The following is a 24,440-nucleotide window of genomic DNA, read 5'->3' on the forward strand; positions in this document are numbered from 1 at the left end:
GAGTTATCCCATACGATCCAGAGCGTCCCGTCGGTCTTCAACTGGAGTTTGATCGTATTTCATTGTTGTCTCCGGACTCTTGTGACGAAGTTGTGTCTGCGCTGCAGCGAGATCTTCTTCACGAGTCATATAAGTGCCAACGGAGTGGCGTATGGTATACCAACTCATTTGACGATGTTCGATATCGATACCAGCAATATCACACAGTCGGTGCAGGACATCACGGAGTGCTGACTGACCATACGGGTTCCGTTGACGGGTCAACCAGAGCGTGTCAGTTCCATCGTACTGCGGATACGTTCGGCGCTGCTGGCACCACTTTCGGAGGATTTCCGCGGTTCGGTCTCGCAGGCCGACGACCCAGTGCTCTGTGTTTTTCGAGCTCTCCTCTTTCGGAATTCGAAGCACACTGTTGTCGGCATCAACCCATGAGAGCGTTGCCCGCTCGACCTCGATAGGCCGTAGCCCAGCGTCGAGACTCGTCCAGACGAGTGACGGGAATTTCCACCCGTTGGCTCGTTCCCAATCGTCCGGTGTGATTTCTGATTTCGGCTTCTCGAACCTCTGTGATAAGTACTGTTTCCAGCGATCTCGTTCAGCAGAGGTGAGGTTGTTGTACGAAGGTACGGATCCGTACTCAAGCGCGGCATCACGGATCTCCCGTCGTTCTTCCATGGTGAGGTAGTCCCGAGGCTGATTACTGCTATCAGCAGAGAATCTGAACTCCGGTTCCCACTCACCGAGTCCGCGTTCGTGATGGAGCCACTTGTACAGCATCATGAGTGACTTCATACAGTTTCGCTTGTGCGTGGCGCTCACGTCACGGCGAGCGAGATGGTTCATCCAGGAGTCGGCATGTTCGTGTGTGAGATTCACAGTATAACCGTCTTCCAACTCCCATACGTACCGATAGAAGCGGTCCATACGGTAGCACCGCGGTTTTACCGTACCTGGGGCGTACCCAGTCGCTTCCACTGGCTTCTTTCCGAACGTAAGTAGCCACTCCAGACACTCCTCACGTTCTGATCGATAGTCGAGTAGCTGTCGTTTGTTCAGGTACGACTCCGAATTTTCGGTAGTGATTGGGTATTCGTCGAGATCGATCATTGTTACGCCTCCGTCCTGTGGCTTTGAGCAGCTTTTTGCGAATCCATCAATTGTGGCCAAATCCCGAAATCACCAGACGACTCCGAGTTTGCTGCGGAGTCCTGCGAATCGGATAGCCCGGCAAAACAACGGAATCGCAAGAAGGCGTGGCTGTATGTGAATCCTTCGAGTTTACTTGGCCTGAGCGTTGAGTCGAACATTGGTGACCTCCGCAGGCCAAAACCGAAAGAAGGCGTCGGGAAAGGAGTGCTCCGACTGGGATTCGAACCCAGGTCATTGCCGTGAGAGGGCAATATGATTGGCCGGACTACACCATCGGAGCGCGCGACGTGTGCGTTCTGCAGTAGCGCCGTACGGTGTTTAAGCATTCCGTTTCGAATTACCCGTGAGCACTCGTCTCACGTTTTAACTGAAGCGGTAGCGCGGAGTCCTCTTTCTCGAGGAACGAGCGAAGCGAATGAGGTGAGGAAGTTGACGGACGATTACTTTTCGAACGGCGACTTCGTCGCCTCGGGTTCGAACCCGTCGAGACTGATGATGTTCTCGCGGCCCACCCGAAGCTTGCTGATCGTCCCTTCGTCTTCCATATCCGAGAGGAGCATGCTGACTTTGGATTTCGACCAGCCGGTATCCTCGACGATGTTGACCTGTTTCATTCGGCCACCGTTCTCTCGAATGAGCTTGATTACCCGATCCTCGTCGGTGAGCAAGTCGTCGTCGTTCAGAGATCCGTCGGATATCGTCTCCGCCTCCACGCCTTTCTCAGGCTCAGATCGGAGTTCGGCACCCCCGCTATCGGCTGCGACAGCGTCGGTTTCGGCCGGCCGAGAGATCTGCGAGACGTCACCGTGATCGTCGTCGGCGTTCGTGCCTCGACGACGATGCCAGACGAAGACCGAAGCGAGCGCGGTCAGGATGACGCCGCCGAGGACTGGCGCGACACTGGACCACGAGCGTTCCCCGTCGTCTCCGCCGGTGACACTCGAGAGCGGTCCGGTGTTCGAGTTGCCAGATTCGGGCTCCGCGTGCTCGAATACGACCCGTGGGTGACCATCGAGGAACTCGCGCTCGCCGCTCCACTGGACCGAGTCTGCGTTCTCGAGGTTCGCTCCGACGTACTGTGGATCGGGTTCTGCGGTCTGGAAGACGAGGTCGTCGTCGGCCTCGATGAGGATCGACTGGTCGTCCGTGATGTAGATGTCCTGAAAGACGTCGCCCACGACGACCGTGCCGTTATCCGCGGCTGCGAACCCGTGCCAGACGAACGACATCTCGACGATCCCCATCGGGTTGAGTTGCTCGTCGATCCTCGCGGATCTGGTAAAATCGGTGGCGTCCATTTCGCGGTCCGTGACTTCGTTCCCTCTGTCGGTCAGGGCCAGAGCCTGGTCGGTAAAGCGCTGGTAGAGCCCCGGTTCAGCGTCCTCGGATTCGAACTCCTCAGCGAACGCCTGAAAGGTACTGCGCGCCTCGGCTTCGCTTTCGTCCTCGGAGCCGTCGAGGCGCTGTTCGTGGCGGAACGTCCACGTCGCGCTACCGTTTTTGTGGACGACGATTTCGAAGGTCGTCGTGTCGAAGTCACTCGAGTCGATGTCGCTTTGGCTGATCGGCAACGTCGACGGAGCGATCGGTTCCTCGACCGTCTGATACGTCTCGGAACCGTCTCCGGCCGCGGTGTGGGTCAGCATCGTCGGACTACTGACACCGGCGACTGAGAGGACGACGAGAAGAACGACGAACCCAACGGAAACCGACCGAATCATTCGTGCTATCACTACGTGCCGGAGCTAAAAATCCTTGTGAATACCGGGTGTCTACGATCTCGCCCGAATCAGTATCCTGCCTGACAGATTTGTCCTCGAGTCCGTGTCGATACGCACAAACGGATCGGGGCTGTATCCACGGCTATGCTCAGCAACCTCGCACAGGGTGTACAGGCGTTTACCAGCAACGTCTACCTCCTCAAGGGCCAGCGAACGGTCCTGATAGACCCGGGTTCGAACTTCGACGTCGTCGAGCGAATTCGGGATCGCGTCGACGGTCTCGATGCGGTCGTTCTCACGCATACACATCCCGATCACGTCGGTAATCTCGCGGCAGTCAAAGACGCGTTCGACGCGGACGCGTGGGGGTACGACGCGTCGGTCGACGGCGTCGATCACGCGATCGAGGACGACGAATCAGTCCGGCTGGGCGACCACGAGTACGTCGCCCTTCACACGCCCGGCCACAAGGACGACCACCTCTGTTTCTATTCCGAGGAGGCGGGCGTCCTGTTGGCCGGCGATCTCGTCTTTCAGAACGGAAGCTTCGGTCGAACGGATCTCGAAGAAGGAAACCGAGAGATGCTGATACGAAGCATCGATCGCCTCGTAGACCGGATCGACGAGGACCTAGAAGAGATGCACACCGGCCACGGGCCGAGCGTGACGGTCGATCCGTACGACCACGTCGAGCTATCGGCGGAGATGGCCCGTCAGGTCTGAGACGGAGTCGCGTTCAGGAGCCGCGCGTCCGCGGGATCGAATCCGACAGTTACCTCTTCGCCGTCCGGAACGTCCGAGAGTCGTAACACGATCGGAACCTCGTTCCAGCACCCGTGGACGCGAACGCTCTCTCCAAGGAACTCACAGGTTTCGACGGCGACCGAGAACCGATTTCGATCGGCGGTTCGTGTGAGCGCCTCCGGACGAACGCAGAAACTGACCCGATCGCGTTCCCGGTCAGTGGGGGGTCCGATCGGATCCGCCGTCCGATCGACGGGTGAACCGAGCTCGAACGTCACGCCGTCGACGGTAACTCGAATCCGGTCCCCGCTCGAGTGACGGACGCTCCCGTCGAAGACGTTGTTGTCACCGACGAAATCCGCGACGAATCTGGTAGCCGGCTCGTGGTAAATCTGCTGTGGCGTCCCGATCTGCTCGACTCGTCCCCGGTTCAGTACAGCGAGTCGGTCAGAGATCGCGAGCGCCTCTTCCTGGTCGTGCGTGACGTAGACGGTCGTGATTCCGAGTTCGGACTGGATCTGTGCGAGCTGGAGGCGAAGGGACTCCCTGAGGCGCGCATCGAGGGCGCTCATCGGCTCGTCGAGCAAGAGCAACTCCGGCTGCGGGGCGAGCGCGCGAGCGAGCGCCACCCGCTGTTGCTGGCCGCCCGACAACTGATCCGGATCTCGATGGCCCATTCCCGAGAGGTCGACCAGCTCGAGGAGTTCGCTGACGCGCTCGTCTGACGTCGTTCCCGCCGGTGGCTCCTGGAACTGGAGACCGTAGGCGACGTTCTCCGCGACGTTCATGTGTGGAAAAAGCGCGTAGCTCTGGAAGACGACGCCGATATTACGGCGCTCCGGTGGCACGCCGGCCATCGATTCACCGTCGAACGTCACGACTCCGGTCGTCGGCTCCTCGAACCCCGCGATCGTTCGGAGCGTCGTCGTCTTTCCACAGCCCGATGGACCGACGAGCGTAAAGAACTCGCCGTCTCGGACGGTCAGGTCGACGCCCTCGAGCGCGACCGTCCGGCGTTCTCCCGTCCGCTCGTCGTCCTCGTCGTCGGCAGCCCCGGATCCGCTCGCACCGTAGCGTTTCGAGACCCCCTCGAGTCGGAGCTCTGTCACAGTTCGTACCTCCCGCCGACGCGGTCGATGACGACGAAGCTGGCCGCGGTGACGAGCAACAGTAGCGTCCCCATCGCGATCGCTGGCCCCGAGCGGCGGCCGAGGTATCGTTCGACGGCGACCGGCATGGTGTAGCTGTCGCTCCCGCTCGCCAAAATCACCGTCGAAGAGAACTCACCGATCGAGATGGCGAACGCGAACGCCGCGCCGGCGACGATTCCGCTCGCGACAAGCGGAAGCTCGATGTCGACGAGCGCGCGGTAACGCGAGGCGCCGAGCGCGCGGGCCGACTCGACCATCGCGGGATCGAGACTCGAGAGCAGCGGGGAGACGGTTCGCGTGACGAACGGGTAGGCGGCGACCGCGTGTGCGATGACGATGGCGACTGCACCCGTGATCTGAATCCGCCAGCCGCCGGGGAGCGAGACGCCGAAAACGAGTCCCTGCAACAGGCCGATCCCGAAGACGATCCCGCTGACGGCGAGTGGAAGCATCGCGAGCGTGTCGACGACGGTTCCACTGCGGCCGGCACGAACCGTGAGCACGGAGATGACGACGCCCATCGGAACCGCAACGAGGAGCGTCGCGAATCCGAACAGCAGCGAGTTTCGAATAGCCGGCAACGGCAGCGTCTGGAAGCTCGCCCCCTCCAGTTGGCGCTCGAGCAAGAACGCGTAGTTCCGGAGCGTGAACCCGCCCCCGTCGGTGACGCTCCCGGCGACGAGACTCGCGAGCGGACCGGCGAAGACGACGAGGGCGACGAGTCCGTACGCCACGACGGCGAGTCGTTTCGGCGTGAACGTCGTTCGAAGATCGGGGAACAGCGGCTCCTTGGGGGAGGACGACGCGCTCTGGGCGAATCCCGTCTGGGCCGACTCGTACCTGAGATAGGCGTAGGTGAGTCCGAGCGAGAGGAGCGTCTCGAGGATCGCGAGCGTCGCGGCTTCGGCGTAATCCAGTCGCTGGATCCGGTCGTAGATCCAGACTTCGACGGTCGCGAGGCCGAGCCCGCCGAGCGCGAGGACGATGGGGAACGTCATGAACGTAAAGATGAACGTCAACAGCGCGCCGGTGAAAATCGCGGGCGTGAGCTGTGGGACGACGACGTCTCGAAACGCACGGCGTTCGTTCGCTCCGAGGCTGCGGGCGGTCTCGACCGCTCGTCTATCGACCGATTCCCAGGCCGCGACGGTGATCCGGGCGACCAGGGGCGCGTTGTAGAAGGCGTGGGCGACGACGACGATCGCGAGCGGGTTGGCCTCGATGAACGCGAACGGGCCGAGCCCGACGACGCTGAGGATCGAGTTGAGCGTTCCCGTCCGACCGAACATCGCGTAGAAGCCGACGGCGACCATGATTCCCGGCAGGACGAACGGCACGATCGTCAGCGAACGGAGCGTGCGTCGTCCGTAGAACTCGTAGTTCGCGAGCACGTACGCAGCCGGCAATCCGAGTGCGAGACTCGCGATCGTCGAGAGCCCTGCCTGATAGGCCGTAAACCCGAACAGGCCCATCCGAACGCCGGGCGTCTCGAGAGCGATCCACGGCACCGGAACGTCGACGACGGGTACGGGATACTCGAGTGAAACCGAGAGCGAGACCGCTCCGAGCCATCCCGCGAGCGAGCCGAGATGCGTGCCGACGGCGAGGGGATCCGCGAAGACGTCCGCCAGCGCGCCGAAGTAGAACGGATCGGTCAGGACCTCCGCGAAGTGTCCCAGCGTCGGAGCTCCGTCCTCGAGGATTGCCTCGACGAACACGACGCCGACGGGAAGGTACAGCATCACGACGAGGACGGCTCCCGTGACGATCGCAGCCAGCCAGAGCAGGCGCTGCTCGAGCCAGTTCAGAACGCGATCGAACGCTGCGGGAAAACGACGCGTTGTGGGCACGGATTCGGCGTCCGGTTACTGACTCGCGAACTCGCGTGCCCAGTCGTCGACCCACCCGTCCAGATTTCCGCGGAGCTGATCGTAACCGACCGTCACCGCCTCCAGGGGAACGTGGGCGTACTCGTCGAACTCCTCGTCGAGGTCGACGTACTCCTCGTCGACCGCTGGGAACTGGACGTTTCGCTGGGCGATCTCGGCCTGAGGTTCGTTCGAGAGGACGAAATCGAAGAAGGCCGCAGCGAGATCCGCGCTCTCGCTGTCGTCGAAGATCGCCATCCCCTCGGGATTTGCATAGCCCTGATCGTTGGGGAACGCGATCTGGTGACGGGTCATATCGTTGCCCTCCGCGACGGCGAACACCTGATCGGTCGAATAGGAGACGACCATCGGTCGCTCCTCTTCCATGTACGCGCCGTAGTACGACTCCGTCCAGTCTTCGAGGACGCGAACGCCGTTCTCCTCGAGGTCGCCCCAGTAGTCGAGATAGCCGTCCTCTCCGAATGCGTCGATCGTCCACAGGAGGAACGCCTGCCCGGGGTCGGACGTCTGGGCGTTTTGAGCCAACAACGCGTCTTCGTACTCCGGCTCGGTCAGATCGTCGAACGTCTCAGGTGCGTCGACCTCACTCTCGTCGTAGACGAGGCTGATGTAGCCCGTGTCGTAGGCGAGGGCGCGACCGTGTGGGTCGCCCATGTCGAGGCCGTCACGGATCCGATCCGCGTGTTCGATCGCTCCGGTGTCGAGTTCCTGGAACAGCCCGCCGTCCGCTAAGTTGTCGTCGACGGTGACGAGATCGTCGATGTTCAATCCGAGATAGACGTCGGGATCGATGTCCGCCCCCTGATCGGCCCGCTGGATGTAGTGGTTGATCCCGCCGTCCGGCAGGAGCGTCCACTCGAGTTCGACGTCGGGATATTCGTCCTCGAAGGCGTCTTTGAGCCAGGGACCGGCGGGATTTTCGCCGTCGATCATCGACTCGTAGGTGACGACCTCGAGCGTTCCCGATAGCTCGTCTTCGCCCGAATCGGTACTCGAGTCGTCGGTTCCGTCCGCGGGATCGTCCGACCCGGATCCGTCGTCCGACCCGTTCCCACCGTTCCCACCGTTTTCGTCGTCTCGAGTTACACAGCCTGCAAACCCGAGCGTCGCTCCACCACCGATCGCACCGACGAAGGTTCGTCGTCTCATTACACGGTTGTTCCACCGGGTGGTCTTAACGCCTGTGATCCGGGATTCTCACTCCGTCAGGCCGTAGTAGCCGGGTTCGTCCCCGCTTCGCGGCTCAGCAACGACGAGATCGTCCGCGTTGGTCATGATCCACGGAATCGCCCAGTCGAGCAGAACGTCCTCCGTCTCCCGGTCGATCTCCGCGTCGGGATCGAGACCCTGGAGCAGACGGGCGATCTCGTAGACCGTGTACATCTGCTCTTGCTCGAAGAGTTCGTCGGGCGTATAGAAGTCACAGGGTGAAAGACTGTCGAACTCGGATTTCGGAACGGGCATACGCCATAGTTACTTCCTCGAGTGCCTAAATCGTTCGTTTATCCGGCGGACGAGGACGCGGTCGCTGCTCGTCGATCGGCACCAAAAAATCGAGATTGACTGACTCGTCGCTTACTCGAAGTGGTCGAGGCACTTCTGGTACTCCTCGTCGACGGAGTCCCAGTTGACGACGTCGAAGAAGCCGTCGATGAAGCTGCCGCGGTCTGGGCCGTAGTCGTAGTAGTACGAGTGCTCCCAGACGTCCAGCGCGAGGATCGGGTGCGAGCCCCAGAGTGCGCCCTGGTCGTGTTTGTCGACTGCGACGTTACGCAGCTGCTTTGCGACGGGGTCGTACACGAGCAGTGCCCAGCCACCGGCGGCACCGGCTGCGGCCTCGAACTCGCCTTTCCAGCCCTCGTAGGAACCGAAGTCCTCTTCGATTCGGTCGGCCAGATCCCCGTCGGGCTCGCCGCCTCCGTTCGGTGCCATGTTCTCCCAGAACAGCGTGTGGAGATAGTGTCCACAGCCGTTGTGAGTGACGTTGCCAAGCGCGCCGGGGGTCGAGCCGAACTCGCCGGATTCGCGATTCTCAGCGAGGGTTTCTTCGGCCGAGTTCAGGCCGTTTACGTAGCCCTGATGGTGGGTGTCGTGATGCCAGGTGACGACCTGTTCCGAGATCGATGGCTCGAGTGCGTCGTAATCGTATGGAAGTGGTGGAAGTTCGTGATCAGTCATGGATTACACCTGTTATTTATAATGGGGTCTCTCCTGTTAAGTGTTGAGGAGTGAAATGATATCACACCTCATCGAAGAGCCGCTTTCAGTCGGTGGTCGAACGGCTCTAGACGCCAAGTTGATCCACGGTAGACACCGTGTTAAACCTTTCAACGAAAAGGCGGCGGACACTCGTTCGAAATCAATCCGACTCCCTCGAGTCCTCGGGCGCGGAACCGACTCCCTCGAGCGGCGTAATGGATTAGCTAAGTCCTGGGAATAGTTCTACTCCACCTGCCGACAGCTGGTTCCTGTAGTGGTACTATCTCGGACAGCTGTTCCCAATACTTCTCTCGATCATTACCCCCGCTCGAGGATCGAACCAGTCGATAGTAGACGGACTACTTACTGGAAGGTCCGTCCGAGCTGATCCTGTTCTTGACCCGGCTCGGCCTGCTGGAACTCCTGTTCGATCTCTTCGTATCGCTCTCGAGTCTCCGTCGTCACGCTCGGTTGGACCTCCTCGAGTGCGTGTTCGAAGTGCGCTTTGGCGATACGGACGTTGTCGAGCGTCTCGGTGATATCCTCGGCGCCGACGGAGTTGATGAACTCCCTGCTTGCCGCCATCGACGCTTCGCGACAGACCGCTTCGATGTCCGCTCCGACGTAGCCCCCGGTCTCAGCGGCGAGCCAGTCGAGGTCGATCGCGTCGGCCAGCGGCTTGTTGCGGGTGTGGACCTCGAAGATCCGTCTGCGACCGTCCTCGTCGGGAACGGGGACGTGGACGTGTCTGTCGAGGCGGCCCGGACGGAGCAGTGCCGAATCGATCAGATCCGGTCGGTTAGTCGTCGCGATGACGACCACGTCCTCGAGTTCCTCGAGGCCGTCGAGTTCGGTCAGCAGCTGGGAGACGACGCGTTCTCCGACGCCCGAATCGCCATGGCGCTGGCCGCGTTCGCCCGCGATCGAGTCGATCTCGTCGAAGAAGATCACGGTCGGTGCGTTCGACCGTGCCTTCTCGAAGATCTCGCGGACGCCCTTTTCGGACTCACCGACGTACTTGTTGAGGAGCTCCGGGCCCTTGATCGAGATGAAGTTCGACTGGGCCTCGTTGGCGACCGCCTTCGCAAGCATCGTCTTCCCGGTCCCCGGCGGACCGTACATCATCACGCCTTTTGCGGCCTGCATGTCCATGGCCTCGAACACCTCGGGGAAATCGAGCGGCCACTGAATCGTCTCGCGGAGCCGTTCTTTGGTGTCCTCGAGACCGCCGACGTCGTTCCAGGTGACGTCGGGAACCTCGACGAAGACCTCGCGCATCGCCGAGGGTTGAATGCCCTTGAGGGCCTCTTTGAAGTCCCCTTCGGTGACGTGCAGCGACTCGAGAACGTCCGCGTCGATCTCGTCTTCCTCGAGGTCGAGTTCCGGACGGATCCGGCGCAACGCGTTCATCGCGCTTTCGCGTGTAAGCGACTCGAGGTCGGCACCGACGAAGCCGTGGGTGTTCTCGGCGTAGCGGTCGAGATCGATCGACTCCGTCAGGGGCATGCCGCGCGTGTGGACCTGAAGGATCTCCTTGCGGCCGTCCTTGTCCGGGACGCCGATCTCGATCTCGCGGTCGAAGCGACCGCCACGGCGGAGCGCGGGGTCGATGTCGTCGACGCGGTTGGTCGCGGCGATGACGGTAACGCGTCCCCGTTCCTCCAGGCCGTCCATCAGCGAGAGGAGCTGGGCGACGACACGGCGTTCGACGTCACCGCCGGCCTCCTCGCGCTTTGCGGCGATGGAATCGAGTTCGTCGATGAAGATGATCGCGGGCGCGTTCTCTTCGGCCTCTTCGAAGACTTCGCGCAGCTGCTCTTCGGACTCGCCGTAGTACTTCGACATGATCTCCGGACCGGAGATGGTTTCGAAGTAGGCGTCGATCTCGTTGGCGACGGCTTTCGCCATCAGCGTCTTCCCGGTTCCCGGTGGTCCGTGCAAGAGGACGCCTTTCGGCGGCTCGATACCGAGTTGCTGGAACAACTCGGGGTGGCGCATCGGCAGTTCGATCATCTCCCGGACCTGATCGAGTTCGTCGTCCAGGCCGCCGATGTCCTCGTACGTGATGTTCGGAACGCCCTCGGTGGAGGGGCCACCGCCGGCGCTGACCTGTTCAGCGGGCGTCTCGGAGATTTCGATGCTCGTCGACTCGGTGATGACGACCGTCCCCTCCGGGGACGTGCCGGCGATTTTCAGCGGGACGGACTGACCCGAACTCGCCATCGGTCCGAACGACAGCGAGAACGGAACCGTCTGACCCTCGGTGACGGCCTGCCCGGACAGCTTATCCCGGACGAGCGGCCCGATGTCACCGCGAATCCGGAGGTTCTGTGGCAGCGCGACGGTGACCGACGTCGCCGGCTTGACGTCCGCGGGCTCGACGGTCACGCGATCGTCGATTCCGACGTTCGCCTCCTGGCGCAGTCGACCGTCGATTCGCACGATCCCGCGACCCTCGTCTTCGGGGTAGCCGGGCCAGACGCGAGCGACCGCTTGTCCGTCGCCGTTGCCCGAGATGACGATATAGTCCCCGTTCTCGAGGTCGAGTTCGCTCATCGAGACGCGATCGATCGCGGCCAATCCGCGACTCGCGTCCTTCTGTTTGAGTGGTTTGACGGTGAGTTTCATAGGTCGGCCTCCAGTTCGATAGTGAGCACGCCGTTTTTCATAAACGTGTGCGCGTCACCTGCGTCGTCGGGCAACTCGAGTTCGTACTGATCGCCACCGTCGACGACGATGACGGTGCCGCCGACCAGATCGACAGTAGCCTCGCTTCGTGGGCCGAAATCGACCGCGAGCATCGAGTGATCGTCGTACTCATAGCGTCGGACCGCCTGGCCTGTTTCGTGGGCGAAGTGTTCGATGTTCATGTTGTAACTAACCAGAAGTAAGCTATCAAACTATATAAACCCTTCGCCCAATAACACGGAGAGGGCGGTACGATAGGCGAAAGACCATTGTTCGTAGTTCAGGTATTTCGACGATTCGTATCGATCGACCTCCGTCGCGGTCACCGGCTCCGGCAGAAATCCAGTCTTTATGCGGTCGCCGCTCGTGTGAGATGGTATGCACACGGTATCACACCACGGGCGCGAGACCGCCTACGAGGTGACCGACCGGGGTGGAAACGGGCCGTCGGTCTGTTGCGTCCACGGAACCGGATCCACGCACGCTCGCTGGCGTGCACAACTGCCTCTCGCGGATCGGAATCCGCTCGTCGCCCTCGATCTCAGCGGCCACGGCTCGTCCGACGATATCGAGGCGGAAGCGGGGTACTCGGCCCTTTCGGCGTACGCTGACGACGTACTCGCCGTCACCGACGCGACGGGTGCGAGCGTCCTGCTCGGAAGTTCGCTCGGCGGTGCAGCGATCATGCACGCCATCGTCGAACGGGACGTCCGCCCCGATGCGGCGATCCTGACCGGAGCCGGCGCACGACTCGGCGTTCTCGAGGACCTCCTCATCTGGCTGGAAACCGACTTCGATCGGGCGATCGAATTCCTCCACGAACCGGGACGTCTCTTTTCCGACCCCGAGCCGGCGTTACTGGAGCGATCCAAGGCGGCGATGAGCGACTGCGGACAGCCGGTCGTCCGACGTGACTTCGAAACCTGCCACACGTTTGACGTTCGTAGCGATCTTTCAAAAATCGACGTTCCCGTTCTCGCGATCTGTGGGGAACGCGACCAGTTAACGCCGCCCTGGTTTCACGAGTACCTCGCCGACGAGATTCCCGACGCGTCGGTCGTCACCATCGAAGACGCCGCCCACCTCGTGATGTTGGAGCAACCGGCGGCGTTCAACGAGACCGTTCGGGAGTTTCTGGAGACGGTCGAGGGCTGATACGGTCCGCTGTAAGTCAGTATCGGCGTATCCGGAGCCGGGTTCCGGGTGCGCCGGTAAACAGTTACAGCAGACCGCCGCGCGTTCTCAGTACAGATCCTCGAGGTCGTCCGCTTCGTGGCTGTGTTCTGGCGCGGGGAAGCTACCGGATTCGACGGCCGAAACGTACTCATCGATCGCAGATTCCATCTCCCGGCGGACCGTTCCGAACTGTTTGGAAAACGAGGGGGACCACGCACTCAACCCGACCACGTCGTCGACGACGAGCACCTGTCCGTCGCAGTCGGGGCCGGCACCGATTCCGATCGTCGGTATGTCGAGGGCGTCGGTGACGTCGGCCGCGAGGTTCGACGGGACGTGCTCCAGGACGAGCGAGAACGCGCCGGCGTTCTCGTGTGCACGCGCGAGTTCCAGAATTCGTTCGGCCCCGTCCTGGTCGGTCCCCTGTCTCGGATACCCGCCGTACTGATTGACGTGTTGTGGTGTCAGGCCGAGGTGTGCCATCACCGGAATGCCGAGTTGAACCATTCGTTCGGTGAGCGAGACGGTGTGTTGACCGCACTCGAGTTTGACCGCGTGGGCACCCTCGTCTTTGAGCATTCGGCCGGCGTTCTCGATGCTGTCTGCCTCGTCGACGCCGATCGAGAGAAAGGGCATATCCGCGACGACGAGAGCGTCCTCCGTCGATCTGGAAACCGCGCCGACGTGGCGAGCAAGGTCTTCGACGGTGACGGGAAGCGTCGTCTCGTATCCGAGACTCGTGTTACCGACGCTGTCACCGACGAGGATCACGTCCACGTCGGCCTCGTCGACGATTTCGGCCGTTGGGGCGTCGTAAGCCGTCAACATCGTGATCGGTTCCTCCCCGGATTTCGCCCTGACGTCCCGTACGGTGGGCATAGACGCTGATTCGCCTCCGTGGACTAAACGCCATCGTTCCGCGGCGCTCTCGGCACGAACGCTCTCCGGAACGAGGCGTGCGCGGTCACGCAACGACCCGCGACGCTTAAGAGGACCGGGTCAGGAGTGACAGTCGTGCCAGAACCCGTCGAAACGACCACGCCCGACGGCGTCGACTACGGCTGGGTGATGCAAGTTACCTTCGTCGTCACGATCGTCGTCGGCGCGCCGATCGTCGCCCTACTCTCGCTGTCCGCCGAGCTTCCGACCTGGGGTGTGCGAGCGGAGTTCGCGATCCGGGTGGGTGCGCCGATCTGGTTCGCGACTGCCGTCGTCGTCTTCGTGTACGCAAAGCGGACACGGACGGACCGGACGTGACCCAACTCGACCGCTGAACTGAGTGCGAGGAAACCCGCCACCGGTCGACGTGACGTCGCCCGGGTGCGCCGGTGATGAGGATCTATTCGTGGACGTACTCGAAGGCCGTTCCCGCCCGTTCGGCCGTCAGTTCGTCGCTCGGGGAGTCTCCGATGAACAGCGTCCGCTCCGGGACGGCGTCGAGTTTGTCGACTGCCTCGAGTAACGGCTCCGGGTAGGGTTTTTGGCGCGCAACGGTGTCGCGGCCGACGACGATGTCGACCGCCTCGTCGAGGCCGTGTCGATCGAGCGCGATTCGACAGGCCGTTTCGCAGTTGAGCGAGCAGACGCCGACGGGGACCGACCGCTCTTCGAGGTCGTCCGCGTGGGCCAGTCGCGGGGACGTCGGCGCACCCTCGCGTTCGTGGGCGGCGACGGCCGAGTGAGCCTCGGTTTCGAGGTCGAACTCCGGTGCCCTCTCGAGGAGATCCCAGATATCCGTCGTCGGCGGTTCGACGTCCGCCGAGTCGTACACCGCGAGAACGTCGGCGGCGACTGCGTTCCAGTCGACGTCGAGTTCGACGAGCGTTCCATCCAGATCGTAAACGACGGCGTCGTAGTCGGTCATACCCGCAGTTCGTGGTCGATGCCGATATACTGTCGGTCGTGATCGCAGTCGGTGAGACGACCGCCCTGCCGGTAATCGCTATTCGAGGCGAGCCAGCCGGTTGAGGGCGTACACCGTTCGGAGGACGTCGACGCTCTGTCCCCGATCGAAAACGAGTTCGTCCGTCTCGAGGACGTGAGCCAGGGTGTCCTCGGAGGCGTGTTCGGGCGCAGCCGAAATGCCTGCGTCGTTCTCCGTGACCCATTCCATGACGCGGAGATCGCTCTTCGAATCGCCCATCACGAGCGCGAACGGATCGTCGACGCCGAGTACGTCGAGCGCTCGTTCGACGCCGACCACTTTGTTCAACTCGAGGCTTCCGATTTCGGCCGCGTCTGCCTCGTAGTACGCGACGTCGATTCGCTCGAGGACGGCCGAGAGTTCGTCCGGAACGCCACCGACGTCGAGGTCGGGGTACGCACCCTCGCGCTCGAGAACGGTCCGGATTTCGGGGTCCTGGGTGGCGTAGAAGGTTCGGGTCCAGTCGACGACGGCTTCGGAGTCGCTCTCGCCGTCGTCGCTCACACCGATCGAGTCGAGTTCGATGGCGATCGCATCGGCCAGCAGGTCGATCAGGTAAACCAGCGCCTCGTCGATGATCTCCCGGGCGCTCGTCGAACCGGTCTCGTAGTTCGGCTTCATCGTCACGTTGAACTCGTTGCCCTGGAGGTGACAGCCCCGCCGAAGCTGCTCGGGAGCCTCCGGAAGCACCCGTGAGCGAATATCGTCGAAAACGTCCCTGATTTCCGGCTCGAGGTCCTCGTAAAGTAGCTGTTTGGTCTCCGCGCCGTGGCCCGGCGTGAACACTCCGGTCCCGGCCTCGTAGACGATCGAGAGATCGCCGGAGTGGACGATTTCGCTTCCGAGACCCTGGATCGCGAACCCCTTGACGTTCTCGAGTGTCTGGCCGGTACAGATGACGATCGGAACGCCGGCGTCGTAAAACTCCGTCAGGACGTACAGCGTCTCCCGCGGGATCTCGTTGTCGGTTCCGCCGGCCGACCGTAGCGTCTCGTCGACGTCGAGAACGAGGACGTTCACGTCGCGTCCGTACTTGGTCTCGAGATCCAGCGCGGTAAACGCCTGATCCCGGTTCGCCCGCGAGGCGACCTCCGCGAACGTCTCTCCCGCTGCGAAGCCCGTTCGGATCTCGTCCTTTCGGCGTTCGAGTTCCTCGGTCGCCGTCTGCCAGTGCTCGAGTGCCACTCGGGAGTCGACGGCCGGAAAGATGTCGACGAACTCCTGATATTCGCGCAGCGTCTGCGTATCGTACTCATCGAAGAGCCGATAGACGAGATCGTATCGTTCCATATCACGAACAGGCTGTTTCAGGGAGTTATAGGTTCCCCACGGCGCTCGCCGGACGACGATACGACTATAAAAACGGCGACCGAATCGCCGGTATATGAAGAACGTTGACGATCTGATCGAGAGTGCAGCCGAGCTCGCCACTCGCGGGCTGTCCAAGGGTGAGATCGCGGACGAGCTCAACGTCTCCCGCGAGACGGCGAGCTGGCTGGTCGAACGGAGCGACACGGCACCGACGGGTCAAAGCGCCGCGGACACGAACGAGCGATCCGTCGGCGGACCACAGGACATCCACGTCGACTGGTCCGCGATCGGCCGCGACAGCAAGCGGATGGAATACATCGCGGCTGCGATGGCGGATATGCTCGCCAAGCACGGCGAAGACGTCGATCTGACGGTCGGTATCGAGAAAGCCGGCGGCCCGGTCGCGACGCTCGTCGCACGCGAACTCGAGACCGACCTCTCGACGTACACTCCGGCGAAGCATCAGTGGGAGGAAGGCGACATGGACGATCTCGGCGGAACGTTTTCGCGGAACTTCGCCGGAATTCGAAACCGCGAATGCTACGTCGTCGACGACACGATCACGAGCGGGACCACGATGCGCGAGACGATCGACGCGATCCGTGCACAGGGTGGCGATCCGCTCGCGTGCATCGTCCTCGCGGACAAACAGGGGATCGAAGAGGTCGACGGCGTTCCCGTCTACTCGCTGTTACAGGTCATCAGCGTTGGCAAGGACGAGTGATCGGCGTCCCGGTCGGACTCAGTCCTCGAGTGATAGTCCGGCGTGCCAGCTGTCGACGCCCTCCTCGCGCTTTCGTTCGTCCATCTTCGCGAGCAGATGGACCGCGAGCGTCGCGGTTTCTGCGGCTCGCGACTCGCCCTCGACCCGGAACTCGCCGCCATCGCGGTCGGCGTAGACGGTACAGACTGCACCCGCCCGAAGCCCGTACAACGTCGCGAGCGTACAGATCGCGCTGGCTTCCATCTCGATGTTCGCGACGTTTGCCTCGGTAAGCTGATCGACGAGGTCGCTCGAGCCGGCGGCCTCGAACCCGTCGAATCCGGGTCGACCCTGACCCGCATAGAAGGAGTCGGCGCTCATCGTCAGCCCCGTGTGGTAGTCGTAGCCGAGACGTTCGGCCGCCGCGATCAACGCGGAGACGACCTCGTGATCCGCGACGGCGGGGTAGTCCTCGCGAACGTACTCCGCGGTCGTTCCCTCCTGGCGGACTGCGCCTGTCGTGATGACGAGGTCACCCACGTTCATTTCGGGCTGGAGCGCGCCGCACGACCCCACCCGGATGAACGTCTTACAGCCCACGCGTGCGAGCTCTTCGACCGCGATGGCCGCGGACGGACTGCCGATTCCCGTCGAGGTGACCGAGATCGGGGTCCCCTCGACGGTCCCCGTCGCCGTCCGGTACTCGCGGTGGTGTGCCCTGCTCTCGTGGTCGTCCCAGTGTGCGACGATCTTCTCGAGTCGCTCGGGGTTTCCCGGCAGGAGAACGGTCTCCGCGACGTCGTCCGCGCTCACCTCGAGGTGGTACTGTTCGTCGGCGTTCGGATCCTCGCTGTCCGCGTTCATCTAGTCGAGGCGGTTCGTCGCGGCGCTGTATATAACTGCAGGGCGGTCGTGGACGTGATATGGAGCACGGACGGCTCACGGACACCTACGTGGCGGCGGTCCAACACGATCTCGTTGACCTTCCCGAGGGGACGACGCTGGTTGGGGTCGTTCGAAAGCCGACGGCGTGGTTTCACGCCGCCGTCGACGAGAATCGACCGTCACTCGGCCCGCCGAGGACGCTCCTCGAATCGACCCGGGAAACCGTAGACGATCTGAAAATGCGCGGCATCTGCGACGAGGGTGCACACAACGCGGCCTGGGAGCAGGTCGAATTCGACGAGCGGTACCGGACGTACATAGAGACGTCACCGGAGGCACAGGCTGCACTTTCCGATCTCGAAGGACGACTCGCGTCCGGCGAGTCGCTTGCACTCGTCTGTTTCGAGAACACCGACAAGAAGCGCTGTCACCGGTCGATCCTTCGTGACCGCCTCGACGAACGGGCGTGAGACGACCGGCGCAGGGAGTCCAGAACCGCCGGCCTGGGCAATCCTCGAGCCGGTCTCGCTGGTTCTCACAGCCGATCCGTGAGAGCGGTGACGACGTTCGTCGACGCGAGCACGGCCGAGACGATCGCCGCGACGACCACTGCCACGAACACGTACCGAGCCACGGTGAACGGGTCGGGCGGGGAGACCATCGACGCGACCACGATAGCGACGCCGCCCACCACCAGAAACGTCCCTAGAAACTGACCGACGGGTGACGAACTCATACCGAACTGTTCTCCCTCAGTGAAATATCTGTTGCGCCCGAGAGGAGCCGTCCAGATTCGAGGGGTCGACGATTTCCATACCGGAACGGAATATCTCATCGGATCGGCTGGCGAACGAACCGTACCCGCAGCGCACTCGACGCTGATCGATCGAACGTCCGGTGAACATCATTATCGATAGTTAGATATTCTCACAATCATGTCTATTAGCGTATTCTTATCGTCTCTCACGACGTACGTTCACCCTCACATGGGATCAACTATCGACGACCCATCTTACACCGATGGTGAATCCGAACCGGTGGACGCACGCAAAGACCGCTCGAGGCTGGCCGCCGTTCGGTTCGGGATTTTCTACGTGCCGCTGGCAGTGGCCGGCGCGATGACAGTCGTGTTTCTCCCGGACTTACTCGCTACGCTCGTGACGGGCTGGACCGCCGAGGGTGGTGCCGAACTCGGCATCCACCGACTGCACGTGATGGGCATCGCCACCGTCGTGGGGGTGTTCTTGCTCGGGCTGTTTGCACAGGCGATCCGCCCGAAACAGCGCGTCGCCTCGATGTGGGGCGCGTTCGTCATCATTCTCGCCGTAACCGCCGGAACCGTCGGATACGGAGTCGGACGCCCGGAAGAGGTCATTCCGTTTCTCATCGTGACGACCGTCGCACTCGTTGCCCACCCGGCGGGTCGACAGCTGTTCCGTCGGAGTGACTCCTACAGTCCGGCGCTCCTGGCGCTGGTCGCCGTCGCCGCCGTGCCGCTGCTCGCGTTCGTCGCGACGCAGCTGAGTCTCTCCTCGAGCCCGGTCGATCCGCACGCGCTCGACGGTCACTACGTGATGATGGCCGGTCTCGCGATCGCGCCGCTCGCCTACGGCGTGTTCGCGGCAACCGGGTTCGTCGGCTGGCGCCTCGCCGCGTGGCTCGCCGCCCTTCCGATGGCCTACTACGGCTTGCTGGCGATCTCGTTTCCCGCACAGTCCGGAGCGGCGGGACCGGGCTGGGCGGTCGCGGCGATCCTCTGGGCGATCGCGTTCGTCGCGGTCGCGGAATACTCACGCACGGGATCGTCCACGCTGCTCCGGCGGGATCGGAACTGAACCATTCGGCGACGTGGTCCGTCCGGATCGGTCGGATCGGATGGTCGAGTCAGTTCCGGGTTTGTTAACCGATATCCCCTCCGAGGGTACCCGTGAACGTCCTCGAGCGGTATCAGACGGTCGTCGTCGTTCTCGCGATCGGCGGCGGCGTTCTCGTCGGACAACTCGCCTGGGTTCCTGCCGTCGCGGAACGGCTGATCCTCCCGTTTTTGCTCGGTATGCTGTTCGGAACGTTCGTTCAGGTTCCGCTGACGGGTCTTCGGAACGCCGTCGCGAACCGGCGCGTCGTCGGATCGAGTCTGGTGATGAATTTCGTCTGGAACCCGCTGTTCGCGATCGGCCTCGGGTACGTCTTCCTGCGAGAGTACCCCGCGCTGTGGGTCGGCCTGCTCATGCTTATGGTCACACCGTGTACCGACTGGTACCTCATCTTCACCGACATCGCGGACGGCGACGTCGCGCTCGCCACCTCGTTGCTACCGTACAACCTGCTCTTGCAACTGGTTCTCCTGCCGGTCTACCTCTCTCTCTTCGCAGGCGAACTCGTTTCGTTGCCACTCAAGACCCTGCTCGAGAGCGTCGCCCTCGTCCTCGTCGTCCCGCTCGTGCTGGCCGCGACCGGTCGGGTAACGCTCCCGAAACTGCTGGGAGAAGCTTCCTTCAGGCGGACCCTCGTTCCGGCGCTCGGACAGGCCCAGATACTCTTTCTGGCGCTCGCGATCGCCGCGATGTTCGCCTCCCAGGGCGAGGTTATCCTCGAAAACCCCGGCGTTTTGGCGGTGCTCGCCGTTCCGGTGATCGCGTTCTACGCGATCAATTTCGCGCTCGGACTGGGAATCGGCCGAGTGGCCGCGTTCAGCTACGAGGAAACCGTCTGTTTCAACTGTACGATTCTGTCGCGCAACTCACCGGTCGCCCTCGCGATCGCAGTCGTCGCGTTCCCACACGAGCCACTCATCGCCCTCGCACTGGTGATCGGACCGTTGCTCGAGCTCCCGCTCTTGAGCGTCGTCTCTCACCTGTTTTTGAACCTTCGAGAACGGGGTCTCTGGAAATCAACGACGTCTCATTCTGGTGAATTCGAGTAGTTCACCGCGTTCTCGAGGATCGTTCTTCCGTGATACCGTCTCCAAAACGTTGTTCTATTCTTCCTGATAAACAATAGATATAAGTTACTACGGAGAGGTAATTACGATGGAAGCCGCCCTCCATCGGGGGCTGCAAAATGCCCCGGGTGCTCTAACACCCGAGACGCGGCTTCCAACCTCATCCGGTTGTCGCCATGATTGCATACCTACTCGCGGGATATAAACGTCTCGCACGATCGACGGATCGGCCGCCACGAACAGCGACGTCTGCGGGCGCGAGAGGACGTGCCGCGCGACGACGGGCGCGTCGGGAACGCCGACGGCTGCGCGACAGACACCACGAACGGGCTCGTCAGGCGGGACTCTGACCCTCGGTACGGTGGTCTCACAACACGCAGCGGCCGCGCTCGAGGTTCGGTTCGCGGTCGCCGAGTGACCGAGTCACGGTGACTCGAGTCTCGGCGGCCAGCCGGGGTCTCGATCGGTGTAGCGCCCGATTGGCGTTACAGTTCGGAACCACCCGCTCATCGATCGGGGCTTTAGCCCGTACCCGCGGCTCGAGCAGTTCGAAATAAAATACCGACGCGGGAATGTCATAGATGAGTTCTTGTACCCACATGTAGATGTCCGCCGAACGGCAAGTACAGGAGACTCATGTTCCACAGAGTCACTTCGGCGGTCGTCGAAGCGAGAGAATTACTGCTGGAGTGGGGGGAGTTGTACCTGCTTGAACCGGAACTGCTCGACTGCCTCCACCAGCGCAGTGAACTCGGCGGGGTCTGCCGGCTTCGTCAGGTAGGCGTTGGCCTGAGCATTGTAGCACCTCGCAATATCCTCGCTGGCCCCGGAACTCTTGAGCATAATCACTGGAAGCGGCCTGAGTTGTGGATCGTCTCTGATCGCTTCGAGAACGTCACACCCGTCTTTTCCGGGGAGATTCAGATCGAGGAGGACGAGATCCGGGAGCGACGCTGACTCATACGCACCCTGCTGGGTCAGAAAGTCCAAGGTATCATCCCCGGTGGTGACGACATGAAGTGTCGTCTCACAGTCCGTTTCCTTGAATGCCTCCCGAGTGAGACGCGCATCGCCGGGATTGTCTTCGACGAGGAGGATTTGGAGGGTTTCATCGGAACGTGGCTGGGTAGAGTGACTCATGGTGGACGTCACGAGTGTTCAACAGGACACCTCCAGTATATCGACCTCAATCGCATCGGTTGTCTCAACCTGTACCGTGCATCCGTTATACTCGAAGGTGACCGACCCACTCCTCGGCCCATTCTTTGTTGATTCAAAGAGGTCGTTTAGTGCCTCAGTATCGATTGCAGAGTAGAGTGGTGGTGTAAGTTCCTGTGGATCTATCCCTTTGCTCTCAGCAACTTTTTGAACAATCTTCAGGGTCACTGCGTCTGATTCTGGCCGCTGTGGTGGGTTCGAAATCATACAATCATTGTAGTGGTGTCAGACGTTTAAACAGGAGGAAGAGTCTCTTTGCCAAACACCAGAAGAGAACTTCTAAGCTGGCCGTTACCCAATATCAAATATAGTGTTTATAAGGCAATATCTTCAGCTACTCAATATTTGATTTATCCACCATCTCCTGGATGATATGATTGAAGGGTTGCGTGCTTTTCCGACGGAGAATGTCGGACTGATCTATATCGATACCTTTTGATTCAAGTTCTTCAGAGCAGGATTCTACAGTACTTATATCTATACTAACAACCTCTACATGGAGATTTCGTCTTCCAGTTAACAATTCTCTGGTTTCTACGACACCATCTACGGCTAGTGCCTCTTCCGCGAGACTTCTCCGTTTTTCTACCGGAACAGTACACACAAAAAGGACGTGATAAGGGATTCCGGCTTGTTCGTAATTAACCTTCGGCTGGAAACCTTCTAAAATCCCCTCGTTCTTGAGTTCTTGAATTCGGTTAGTAACCGTGGAAGAGGATACGTCAATTCGTTCCGCTATCTTATCATGTGTGAGGTTAGTTTCCGTCTCCTTCTCAAGAAGATATAATATTTTCCGGTCAGTCTTATCGATGTCCATACTACAGTGAGGTTGTCATCTCAGTTTAGATTTTTCCCAACAGAACTAGGATCTCAGTTCTCTCTAACAGTAGTTGGTAGCACGGTTTCTTTATCCAGAAACCTGGTTGAGAATGAATTATCCGATTCGACAACTACGTGTGCTTACTAATCGATGATAGTAGCGATAATTACAGACGGCTCAGTTACCGCTCGCTACGCTCACGGTGCCTTCGCCGTACCGCAGAGAGACGCGCTGTCGCGCGTCTCGAACAGCGATCTACCCGTGTAGAAACTGCGAGCGAAGCGAGCAGTTTGCACGTGTAGTGTACGCTCATTATCCGACTGCCCTCCGTTATCGGACACTGATTTACCGGTAAGTACGGGTGGAGCAGTTACCAGAGCAACTACCGGTCTCTCTGAAATTTCTCAAGATCAATTGCTGATTATAGAGGGGAAGTTTAGCAGAGCACGTCCTCATTTTTGAGAGCGTTAGAATGTGTTGGTAGGAATTTGGCCTCTGTTCTGGCTGAGTAACCGAACCACCGGCTTAACCCCTCCCTAATTTGGCTCCTTCACAATCTGTCGTTCGGAACTCCTGACGACACTCGAGATAACTCTTGAGGACGTTACGATCAGTCGTCGATAGCCGTCTCGAGGTCCTCGCCGAGTAGCTCCTCGCGGTGCTCGTCCAGCAGTGGCGCGCGGCCGCCTGGCTCGGGTGGGGTTTCGGTCATTTTGATTGGGGTGCCCGCGATTTCGACCTCGGTGTCGGCACCGGGCTGTTCGACGGAGACGAGTAGCTCTCGCGTGCGAACGTGTGGGTCGTCGAAGATGTCGTCGGTGGTCTGGACCGGCGCGGCCGGCACGTGTCCCTCGAGCGTCGCCACGAGTTCCGCGGACGTCCGGCGGATGGCCCAGTCTGCGATCTCGTCGCGAAGCGTGGCCCTGCTCTCGAGGCGGTCGGCGGCGGTCGGGTAGGCCTCGGCGAGATCGGTGCGGTCCATCGACTCACAGAGGGCGAGCCAGTGGTTCGTTCCGAAGGCGGCGATGACGACGTGACCGTCTGCGGTCTCGAACGCGTCGTAGGGAAAGAGCGTGGGGTGGGCGTTTCCGCGCCGCGTCGGAGCCGATCCGGTATAGGAGTGCTGGTAGATCGCGCGTTCGGTCATGCTGATCATCGCGTCGTACAGTCCGGTGTCGACGTACTGGCCCTCGCCGGTCCGGTTCCGGTGGGTGATCGCGGCGAGGATTCCGATGCAGTTCAGCGTCGCGGTAAAGAGGTCCCCGATACCGGGGCCGACTTTCGTCGGCGGGCCGTCCGGCTGGCCGGTGATCTCCATGACGCCGCCGAGCGCCTGTGCGATCAGGTCGAACGACGGCTGACCCTGTCGGTCCGTTTCGCCCGTGCGCGGATCACCGAAGCCGCGGATCGACGAGTAGACGAGCGCCGGATTGCGCTCGGAGAGGGTTTCGTAGCCGAGATCGTATTTTTCCATCGTCCCCGCGCGGTAGTTCTCGGCGACGACGTCGGCCGTCTCGACGAGCGAGAGGAAATCGGCGCGGTCGCGTTCCTCGCGGAAGTCGAGTTCGACGCTTCGCTTCCCGCGGTTGACGCTCTGGAAGTAGCCACCGTAGGCCTCCTCCCCCGGATCGGAGACGAACGGCGGATTCGATCGGATGAGGTCGCCCCCCGGCCGTTCGATCTTTACCACGTCCGCGCCCAGATCCGCGAGCAACATCGTACAGTACGGTCCGGCGAGCACCTGCGTGAGATCGAGTACGCGCAGGTTCGACAGCGCACCCATGCGCCGAGAGTCCCGGCACAGGCCCAAAAACCTTTGCTAATAATCATTATGTTTGTGTCCTTATCCCACACCCACTCCCTAAACGCCATTAAAGAATATTATCATGGAAGATCATTAACTTTATCACCCCGCTCCGCA

At 61.3% G+C, this 24,440-nt stretch carries 25 protein-coding genes and 1 tRNA gene; 7 read left to right on the top strand and 19 right to left on the bottom strand.

All coding sequences use genetic code 11. The features are described 5' to 3' along the window. Nucleotides 1–3: 3 nt before the first annotated feature. The 3 genes from EA462_RS16790 to EA462_RS16800 all read right to left on the bottom strand — a co-directional run bounded on the left by EA462_RS16790 (nt 4) and on the right by EA462_RS16800 (nt 2,870). Nucleotides 4–1,107, bottom strand: coding sequence for a tyrosine-type recombinase/integrase (locus tag EA462_RS16790; RefSeq protein WP_124179737.1), 1,104 nt, complete (start codon nt 1,105–1,107; stop codon nt 4–6). Between the two features lie 247 nt (nt 1,108–1,354). Continuing rightward, nucleotides 1,355–1,429, bottom strand: a tRNA-Glu gene (locus EA462_RS16795). A 160-nt stretch (nt 1,430–1,589) separates the two neighbouring features. Continuing rightward, complete coding sequence (locus tag EA462_RS16800; RefSeq protein WP_124179738.1) at nt 1,590–2,870, bottom strand: helix-turn-helix transcriptional regulator; 1,281 nt, start codon at nt 2,868–2,870, stop codon at nt 1,590–1,592. Between the two features lie 144 nt (nt 2,871–3,014). Between EA462_RS16800 and EA462_RS16805 the strand changes: the two genes are divergently transcribed. After that, nucleotides 3,015–3,593 (top strand): MBL fold metallo-hydrolase, encoded by a 579-nt coding sequence (locus EA462_RS16805; protein ID WP_124179739.1) that lies wholly within the window; start codon nt 3,015–3,017, stop codon nt 3,591–3,593. Here EA462_RS16805 and EA462_RS16810 read toward each other — a convergent pair. The 7 genes from EA462_RS16810 to EA462_RS16840 all read right to left on the bottom strand — a co-directional run bounded on the left by EA462_RS16810 (nt 3,584) and on the right by EA462_RS16840 (nt 11,723). Next, nucleotides 3,584–4,723 (bottom strand): ABC transporter ATP-binding protein, encoded by a 1,140-nt coding sequence (locus EA462_RS16810; RefSeq protein WP_124179740.1) that lies wholly within the window; start codon nt 4,721–4,723, stop codon nt 3,584–3,586. The genes EA462_RS16805 and EA462_RS16810 overlap by 10 nt on opposite strands. After that, nucleotides 4,720–6,615, bottom strand: coding sequence for an ABC transporter permease (locus EA462_RS16815; RefSeq protein ID WP_124179741.1), 1,896 nt, complete (start codon nt 6,613–6,615; stop codon nt 4,720–4,722). Before EA462_RS16815 ends, EA462_RS16810 begins: the two co-directional genes overlap by 4 nt. Nucleotides 6,616–6,630: 15 nt before the next feature. After that, nucleotides 6,631–7,803, bottom strand: a complete 1,173-nt coding sequence (locus EA462_RS16820; protein WP_124179742.1) for a thiamine ABC transporter substrate-binding protein — start codon at nt 7,801–7,803, stop codon at nt 6,631–6,633. A gap of 48 nt (nt 7,804–7,851) precedes the next feature. Further along, a complete protein-coding gene (locus EA462_RS16825; RefSeq protein ID WP_124179743.1) occupies nt 7,852–8,118 on the bottom strand; it encodes a DUF5827 family protein in 267 nt (88 codons plus the stop codon). A gap of 111 nt (nt 8,119–8,229) precedes the next feature. After that, nucleotides 8,230–8,832 carry a superoxide dismutase gene (gene sod, locus EA462_RS16830; RefSeq protein WP_124179744.1) on the bottom strand — a complete coding sequence of 201 codons (603 nt, stop codon included), beginning with the start codon at nt 8,830–8,832 and terminating at the stop codon, nt 8,230–8,232. 384 nt (nt 8,833–9,216) lie between these two features. After that, complete coding sequence (locus EA462_RS16835) at nt 9,217–11,481, bottom strand: CDC48 family AAA ATPase (RefSeq protein ID WP_124179745.1); 2,265 nt, start codon at nt 11,479–11,481, stop codon at nt 9,217–9,219. Continuing rightward, nucleotides 11,478–11,723: a DUF7127 family protein gene (locus tag EA462_RS16840; protein ID WP_124179746.1), complete on the bottom strand. Its 246-nt coding sequence runs from the start codon at nt 11,721–11,723 to the stop codon at nt 11,478–11,480. Before EA462_RS16840 ends, EA462_RS16835 begins: the two co-directional genes overlap by 4 nt. A gap of 196 nt (nt 11,724–11,919) precedes the next feature. Between EA462_RS16840 and EA462_RS16845 the strand changes: the two genes are divergently transcribed. Next, complete coding sequence (locus tag EA462_RS16845; RefSeq protein ID WP_124179747.1) at nt 11,920–12,696, top strand: alpha/beta fold hydrolase; 777 nt, start codon at nt 11,920–11,922, stop codon at nt 12,694–12,696. An 87-nt stretch (nt 12,697–12,783) separates the two neighbouring features. Here the strand turns inward: EA462_RS16845 and panB are convergent, their stop codons facing one another. Next, entirely contained in the window at nt 12,784–13,596 is an 813-nt protein-coding gene (panB, locus tag EA462_RS16850; protein WP_124179748.1) for a 3-methyl-2-oxobutanoate hydroxymethyltransferase, read from the bottom strand. Between the two features lie 135 nt (nt 13,597–13,731). On the opposite strand from panB, the gene EA462_RS16855 reads away from it, so the two are divergent. Continuing rightward, nucleotides 13,732–13,974, top strand: a complete 243-nt coding sequence (locus EA462_RS16855) for a DUF5822 domain-containing protein (RefSeq protein ID WP_124179749.1) — start codon at nt 13,732–13,734, stop codon at nt 13,972–13,974. Nucleotides 13,975–14,056: 82 nt separating this feature from the next. On the opposite strand, the gene EA462_RS16860 is transcribed toward EA462_RS16855, so the two are convergent. Then, nucleotides 14,057–14,581, bottom strand: coding sequence for an HAD family hydrolase (locus tag EA462_RS16860; RefSeq protein ID WP_124179750.1), 525 nt, complete (start codon nt 14,579–14,581; stop codon nt 14,057–14,059). Nucleotides 14,582–14,659: 78 nt separating this feature from the next. Next, a complete protein-coding gene (locus EA462_RS16865) occupies nt 14,660–15,931 on the bottom strand; it encodes an HAD family hydrolase (protein WP_124179751.1) in 1,272 nt (423 codons plus the stop codon). A gap of 94 nt (nt 15,932–16,025) precedes the next feature. On the opposite strand from EA462_RS16865, the gene gfcR reads away from it, so the two are divergent. After that, entirely contained in the window at nt 16,026–16,676 is a 651-nt protein-coding gene (gene gfcR, locus EA462_RS16870) for a transcriptional regulator GfcR (protein ID WP_124179752.1), read from the top strand. 18 nt (nt 16,677–16,694) lie between these two features. Here the strand turns inward: gfcR and EA462_RS16875 are convergent, their stop codons facing one another. Beyond that, nucleotides 16,695–17,519: a nucleoside phosphorylase gene (locus tag EA462_RS16875; RefSeq protein WP_124179753.1), complete on the bottom strand. Its 825-nt coding sequence runs from the start codon at nt 17,517–17,519 to the stop codon at nt 16,695–16,697. A 59-nt stretch (nt 17,520–17,578) separates the two neighbouring features. Here EA462_RS16875 and EA462_RS16880 point away from each other — a divergent pair, with 59 nt between their 5' ends. After that, complete coding sequence (locus EA462_RS16880) at nt 17,579–18,010, top strand: DUF488 domain-containing protein (protein WP_124179754.1); 432 nt, start codon at nt 17,579–17,581, stop codon at nt 18,008–18,010. 65 nt (nt 18,011–18,075) lie between these two features. On the opposite strand, the gene EA462_RS16885 is transcribed toward EA462_RS16880, so the two are convergent. Beyond that, nucleotides 18,076–18,276: a hypothetical protein gene (locus EA462_RS16885; RefSeq protein WP_124179755.1), complete on the bottom strand. Its 201-nt coding sequence runs from the start codon at nt 18,274–18,276 to the stop codon at nt 18,076–18,078. 250 nt (nt 18,277–18,526) lie between these two features. Between EA462_RS16885 and EA462_RS16890 the strand changes: the two genes are divergently transcribed. Together EA462_RS16890 and EA462_RS16895 are read left to right on the top strand one after the other, a co-directional pair. Beyond that, nucleotides 18,527–19,375, top strand: a complete 849-nt coding sequence (locus EA462_RS16890) for a hypothetical protein (RefSeq protein WP_243641463.1) — start codon at nt 18,527–18,529, stop codon at nt 19,373–19,375. Between the two features lie 92 nt (nt 19,376–19,467). Continuing rightward, nucleotides 19,468–20,463, top strand: a complete 996-nt coding sequence (locus tag EA462_RS16895; RefSeq protein ID WP_124179756.1) for an arsenic resistance protein — start codon at nt 19,468–19,470, stop codon at nt 20,461–20,463. 696 nt (nt 20,464–21,159) lie between these two features. Here EA462_RS16895 and EA462_RS16900 read toward each other — a convergent pair. The 4 genes from EA462_RS16900 to mct form a co-directional block, all read right to left on the bottom strand. Then, nucleotides 21,160–21,621, bottom strand: a complete 462-nt coding sequence (locus tag EA462_RS16900) for a response regulator (RefSeq protein ID WP_124179757.1) — start codon at nt 21,619–21,621, stop codon at nt 21,160–21,162. Between the two features lie 18 nt (nt 21,622–21,639). Further along, a complete protein-coding gene (locus tag EA462_RS16905; protein ID WP_124179758.1) occupies nt 21,640–21,906 on the bottom strand; it encodes a HalOD1 output domain-containing protein in 267 nt (88 codons plus the stop codon). A gap of 127 nt (nt 21,907–22,033) precedes the next feature. Then, nucleotides 22,034–22,516, bottom strand: coding sequence for an Lrp/AsnC family transcriptional regulator (locus EA462_RS16910; RefSeq protein WP_124179759.1), 483 nt, complete (start codon nt 22,514–22,516; stop codon nt 22,034–22,036). A 613-nt stretch (nt 22,517–23,129) separates the two neighbouring features. After that, entirely contained in the window at nt 23,130–24,302 is a 1,173-nt protein-coding gene (gene mct / locus EA462_RS16915; RefSeq protein ID WP_124179760.1) for a succinyl-CoA:mesaconate CoA-transferase, read from the bottom strand. Nucleotides 24,303–24,440 lie beyond the last annotated feature (138 nt).

The organism is Natrarchaeobius halalkaliphilus, from assembly GCF_003841485.1.
GTDB lineage: Archaea > Halobacteriota > Halobacteria > Halobacteriales > Natrialbaceae > Natrarchaeobius > Natrarchaeobius halalkaliphilus.

Excerpts from the sequence above, each read along its gene's own strand:
- EA462_RS16820 (WP_124179742.1), bottom strand. The coding sequence starts at position 7,803 with ATGAGACGACGAACCTTCGTCGGTGCGATCGGTGGTGGAGCGACGCTC.
- panB (WP_124179748.1), bottom strand. The coding sequence starts at position 13,596 with ATGCCCACCGTACGGGACGTCAGGGCGAAATCCGGGGAGGAACCGATC.
- sod (WP_124179744.1), bottom strand. The coding sequence starts at position 8,832 with ATGACTGATCACGAACTTCCACCACTTCCATACGATTACGACGCACTC.
- EA462_RS16835 (WP_124179745.1), bottom strand. The coding sequence starts at position 11,481 with ATGAAACTCACCGTCAAACCACTCAAACAGAAGGACGCGAGTCGCGGA.
- EA462_RS16790 (WP_124179737.1), bottom strand. The coding sequence starts at position 1,107 with ATGATCGATCTCGACGAATACCCAATCACTACCGAAAATTCGGAGTCG.
- EA462_RS16845 (WP_124179747.1), top strand. The coding sequence starts at position 11,920 with ATGCACACGGTATCACACCACGGGCGCGAGACCGCCTACGAGGTGACC.
- EA462_RS16900 (WP_124179757.1), bottom strand. The coding sequence starts at position 21,621 with ATGAGTCACTCTACCCAGCCACGTTCCGATGAAACCCTCCAAATCCTC.
- EA462_RS16885 (WP_124179755.1), bottom strand. The coding sequence starts at position 18,276 with ATGAGTTCGTCACCCGTCGGTCAGTTTCTAGGGACGTTTCTGGTGGTG.
- EA462_RS16875 (WP_124179753.1), bottom strand. The coding sequence starts at position 17,519 with ATGAACGCGGACAGCGAGGATCCGAACGCCGACGAACAGTACCACCTC.
- EA462_RS16825 (WP_124179743.1), bottom strand. The coding sequence starts at position 8,118 with ATGCCCGTTCCGAAATCCGAGTTCGACAGTCTTTCACCCTGTGACTTC.
- EA462_RS16865 (WP_124179751.1), bottom strand. The coding sequence starts at position 15,931 with ATGGAACGATACGATCTCGTCTATCGGCTCTTCGATGAGTACGATACG.
- EA462_RS16905 (WP_124179758.1), bottom strand. The coding sequence starts at position 21,906 with ATGATTTCGAACCCACCACAGCGGCCAGAATCAGACGCAGTGACCCTG.
- mct (WP_124179760.1), bottom strand. The coding sequence starts at position 24,302 with ATGGGTGCGCTGTCGAACCTGCGCGTACTCGATCTCACGCAGGTGCTC.
- EA462_RS16880 (WP_124179754.1), top strand. The coding sequence starts at position 17,579 with ATGGAGCACGGACGGCTCACGGACACCTACGTGGCGGCGGTCCAACAC.
- EA462_RS16890 (WP_243641463.1), top strand. The coding sequence starts at position 18,527 with ATGGGATCAACTATCGACGACCCATCTTACACCGATGGTGAATCCGAA.
- gfcR (WP_124179752.1), top strand. The coding sequence starts at position 16,026 with ATGAAGAACGTTGACGATCTGATCGAGAGTGCAGCCGAGCTCGCCACT.
- EA462_RS16840 (WP_124179746.1), bottom strand. The coding sequence starts at position 11,723 with ATGAACATCGAACACTTCGCCCACGAAACAGGCCAGGCGGTCCGACGC.
- EA462_RS16800 (WP_124179738.1), bottom strand. The coding sequence starts at position 2,870 with ATGATTCGGTCGGTTTCCGTTGGGTTCGTCGTTCTTCTCGTCGTCCTC.
- EA462_RS16805 (WP_124179739.1), top strand. The coding sequence starts at position 3,015 with ATGCTCAGCAACCTCGCACAGGGTGTACAGGCGTTTACCAGCAACGTC.
- EA462_RS16860 (WP_124179750.1), bottom strand. The coding sequence starts at position 14,581 with ATGACCGACTACGACGCCGTCGTTTACGATCTGGATGGAACGCTCGTC.
- EA462_RS16910 (WP_124179759.1), bottom strand. The coding sequence starts at position 22,516 with ATGGACATCGATAAGACTGACCGGAAAATATTATATCTTCTTGAGAAG.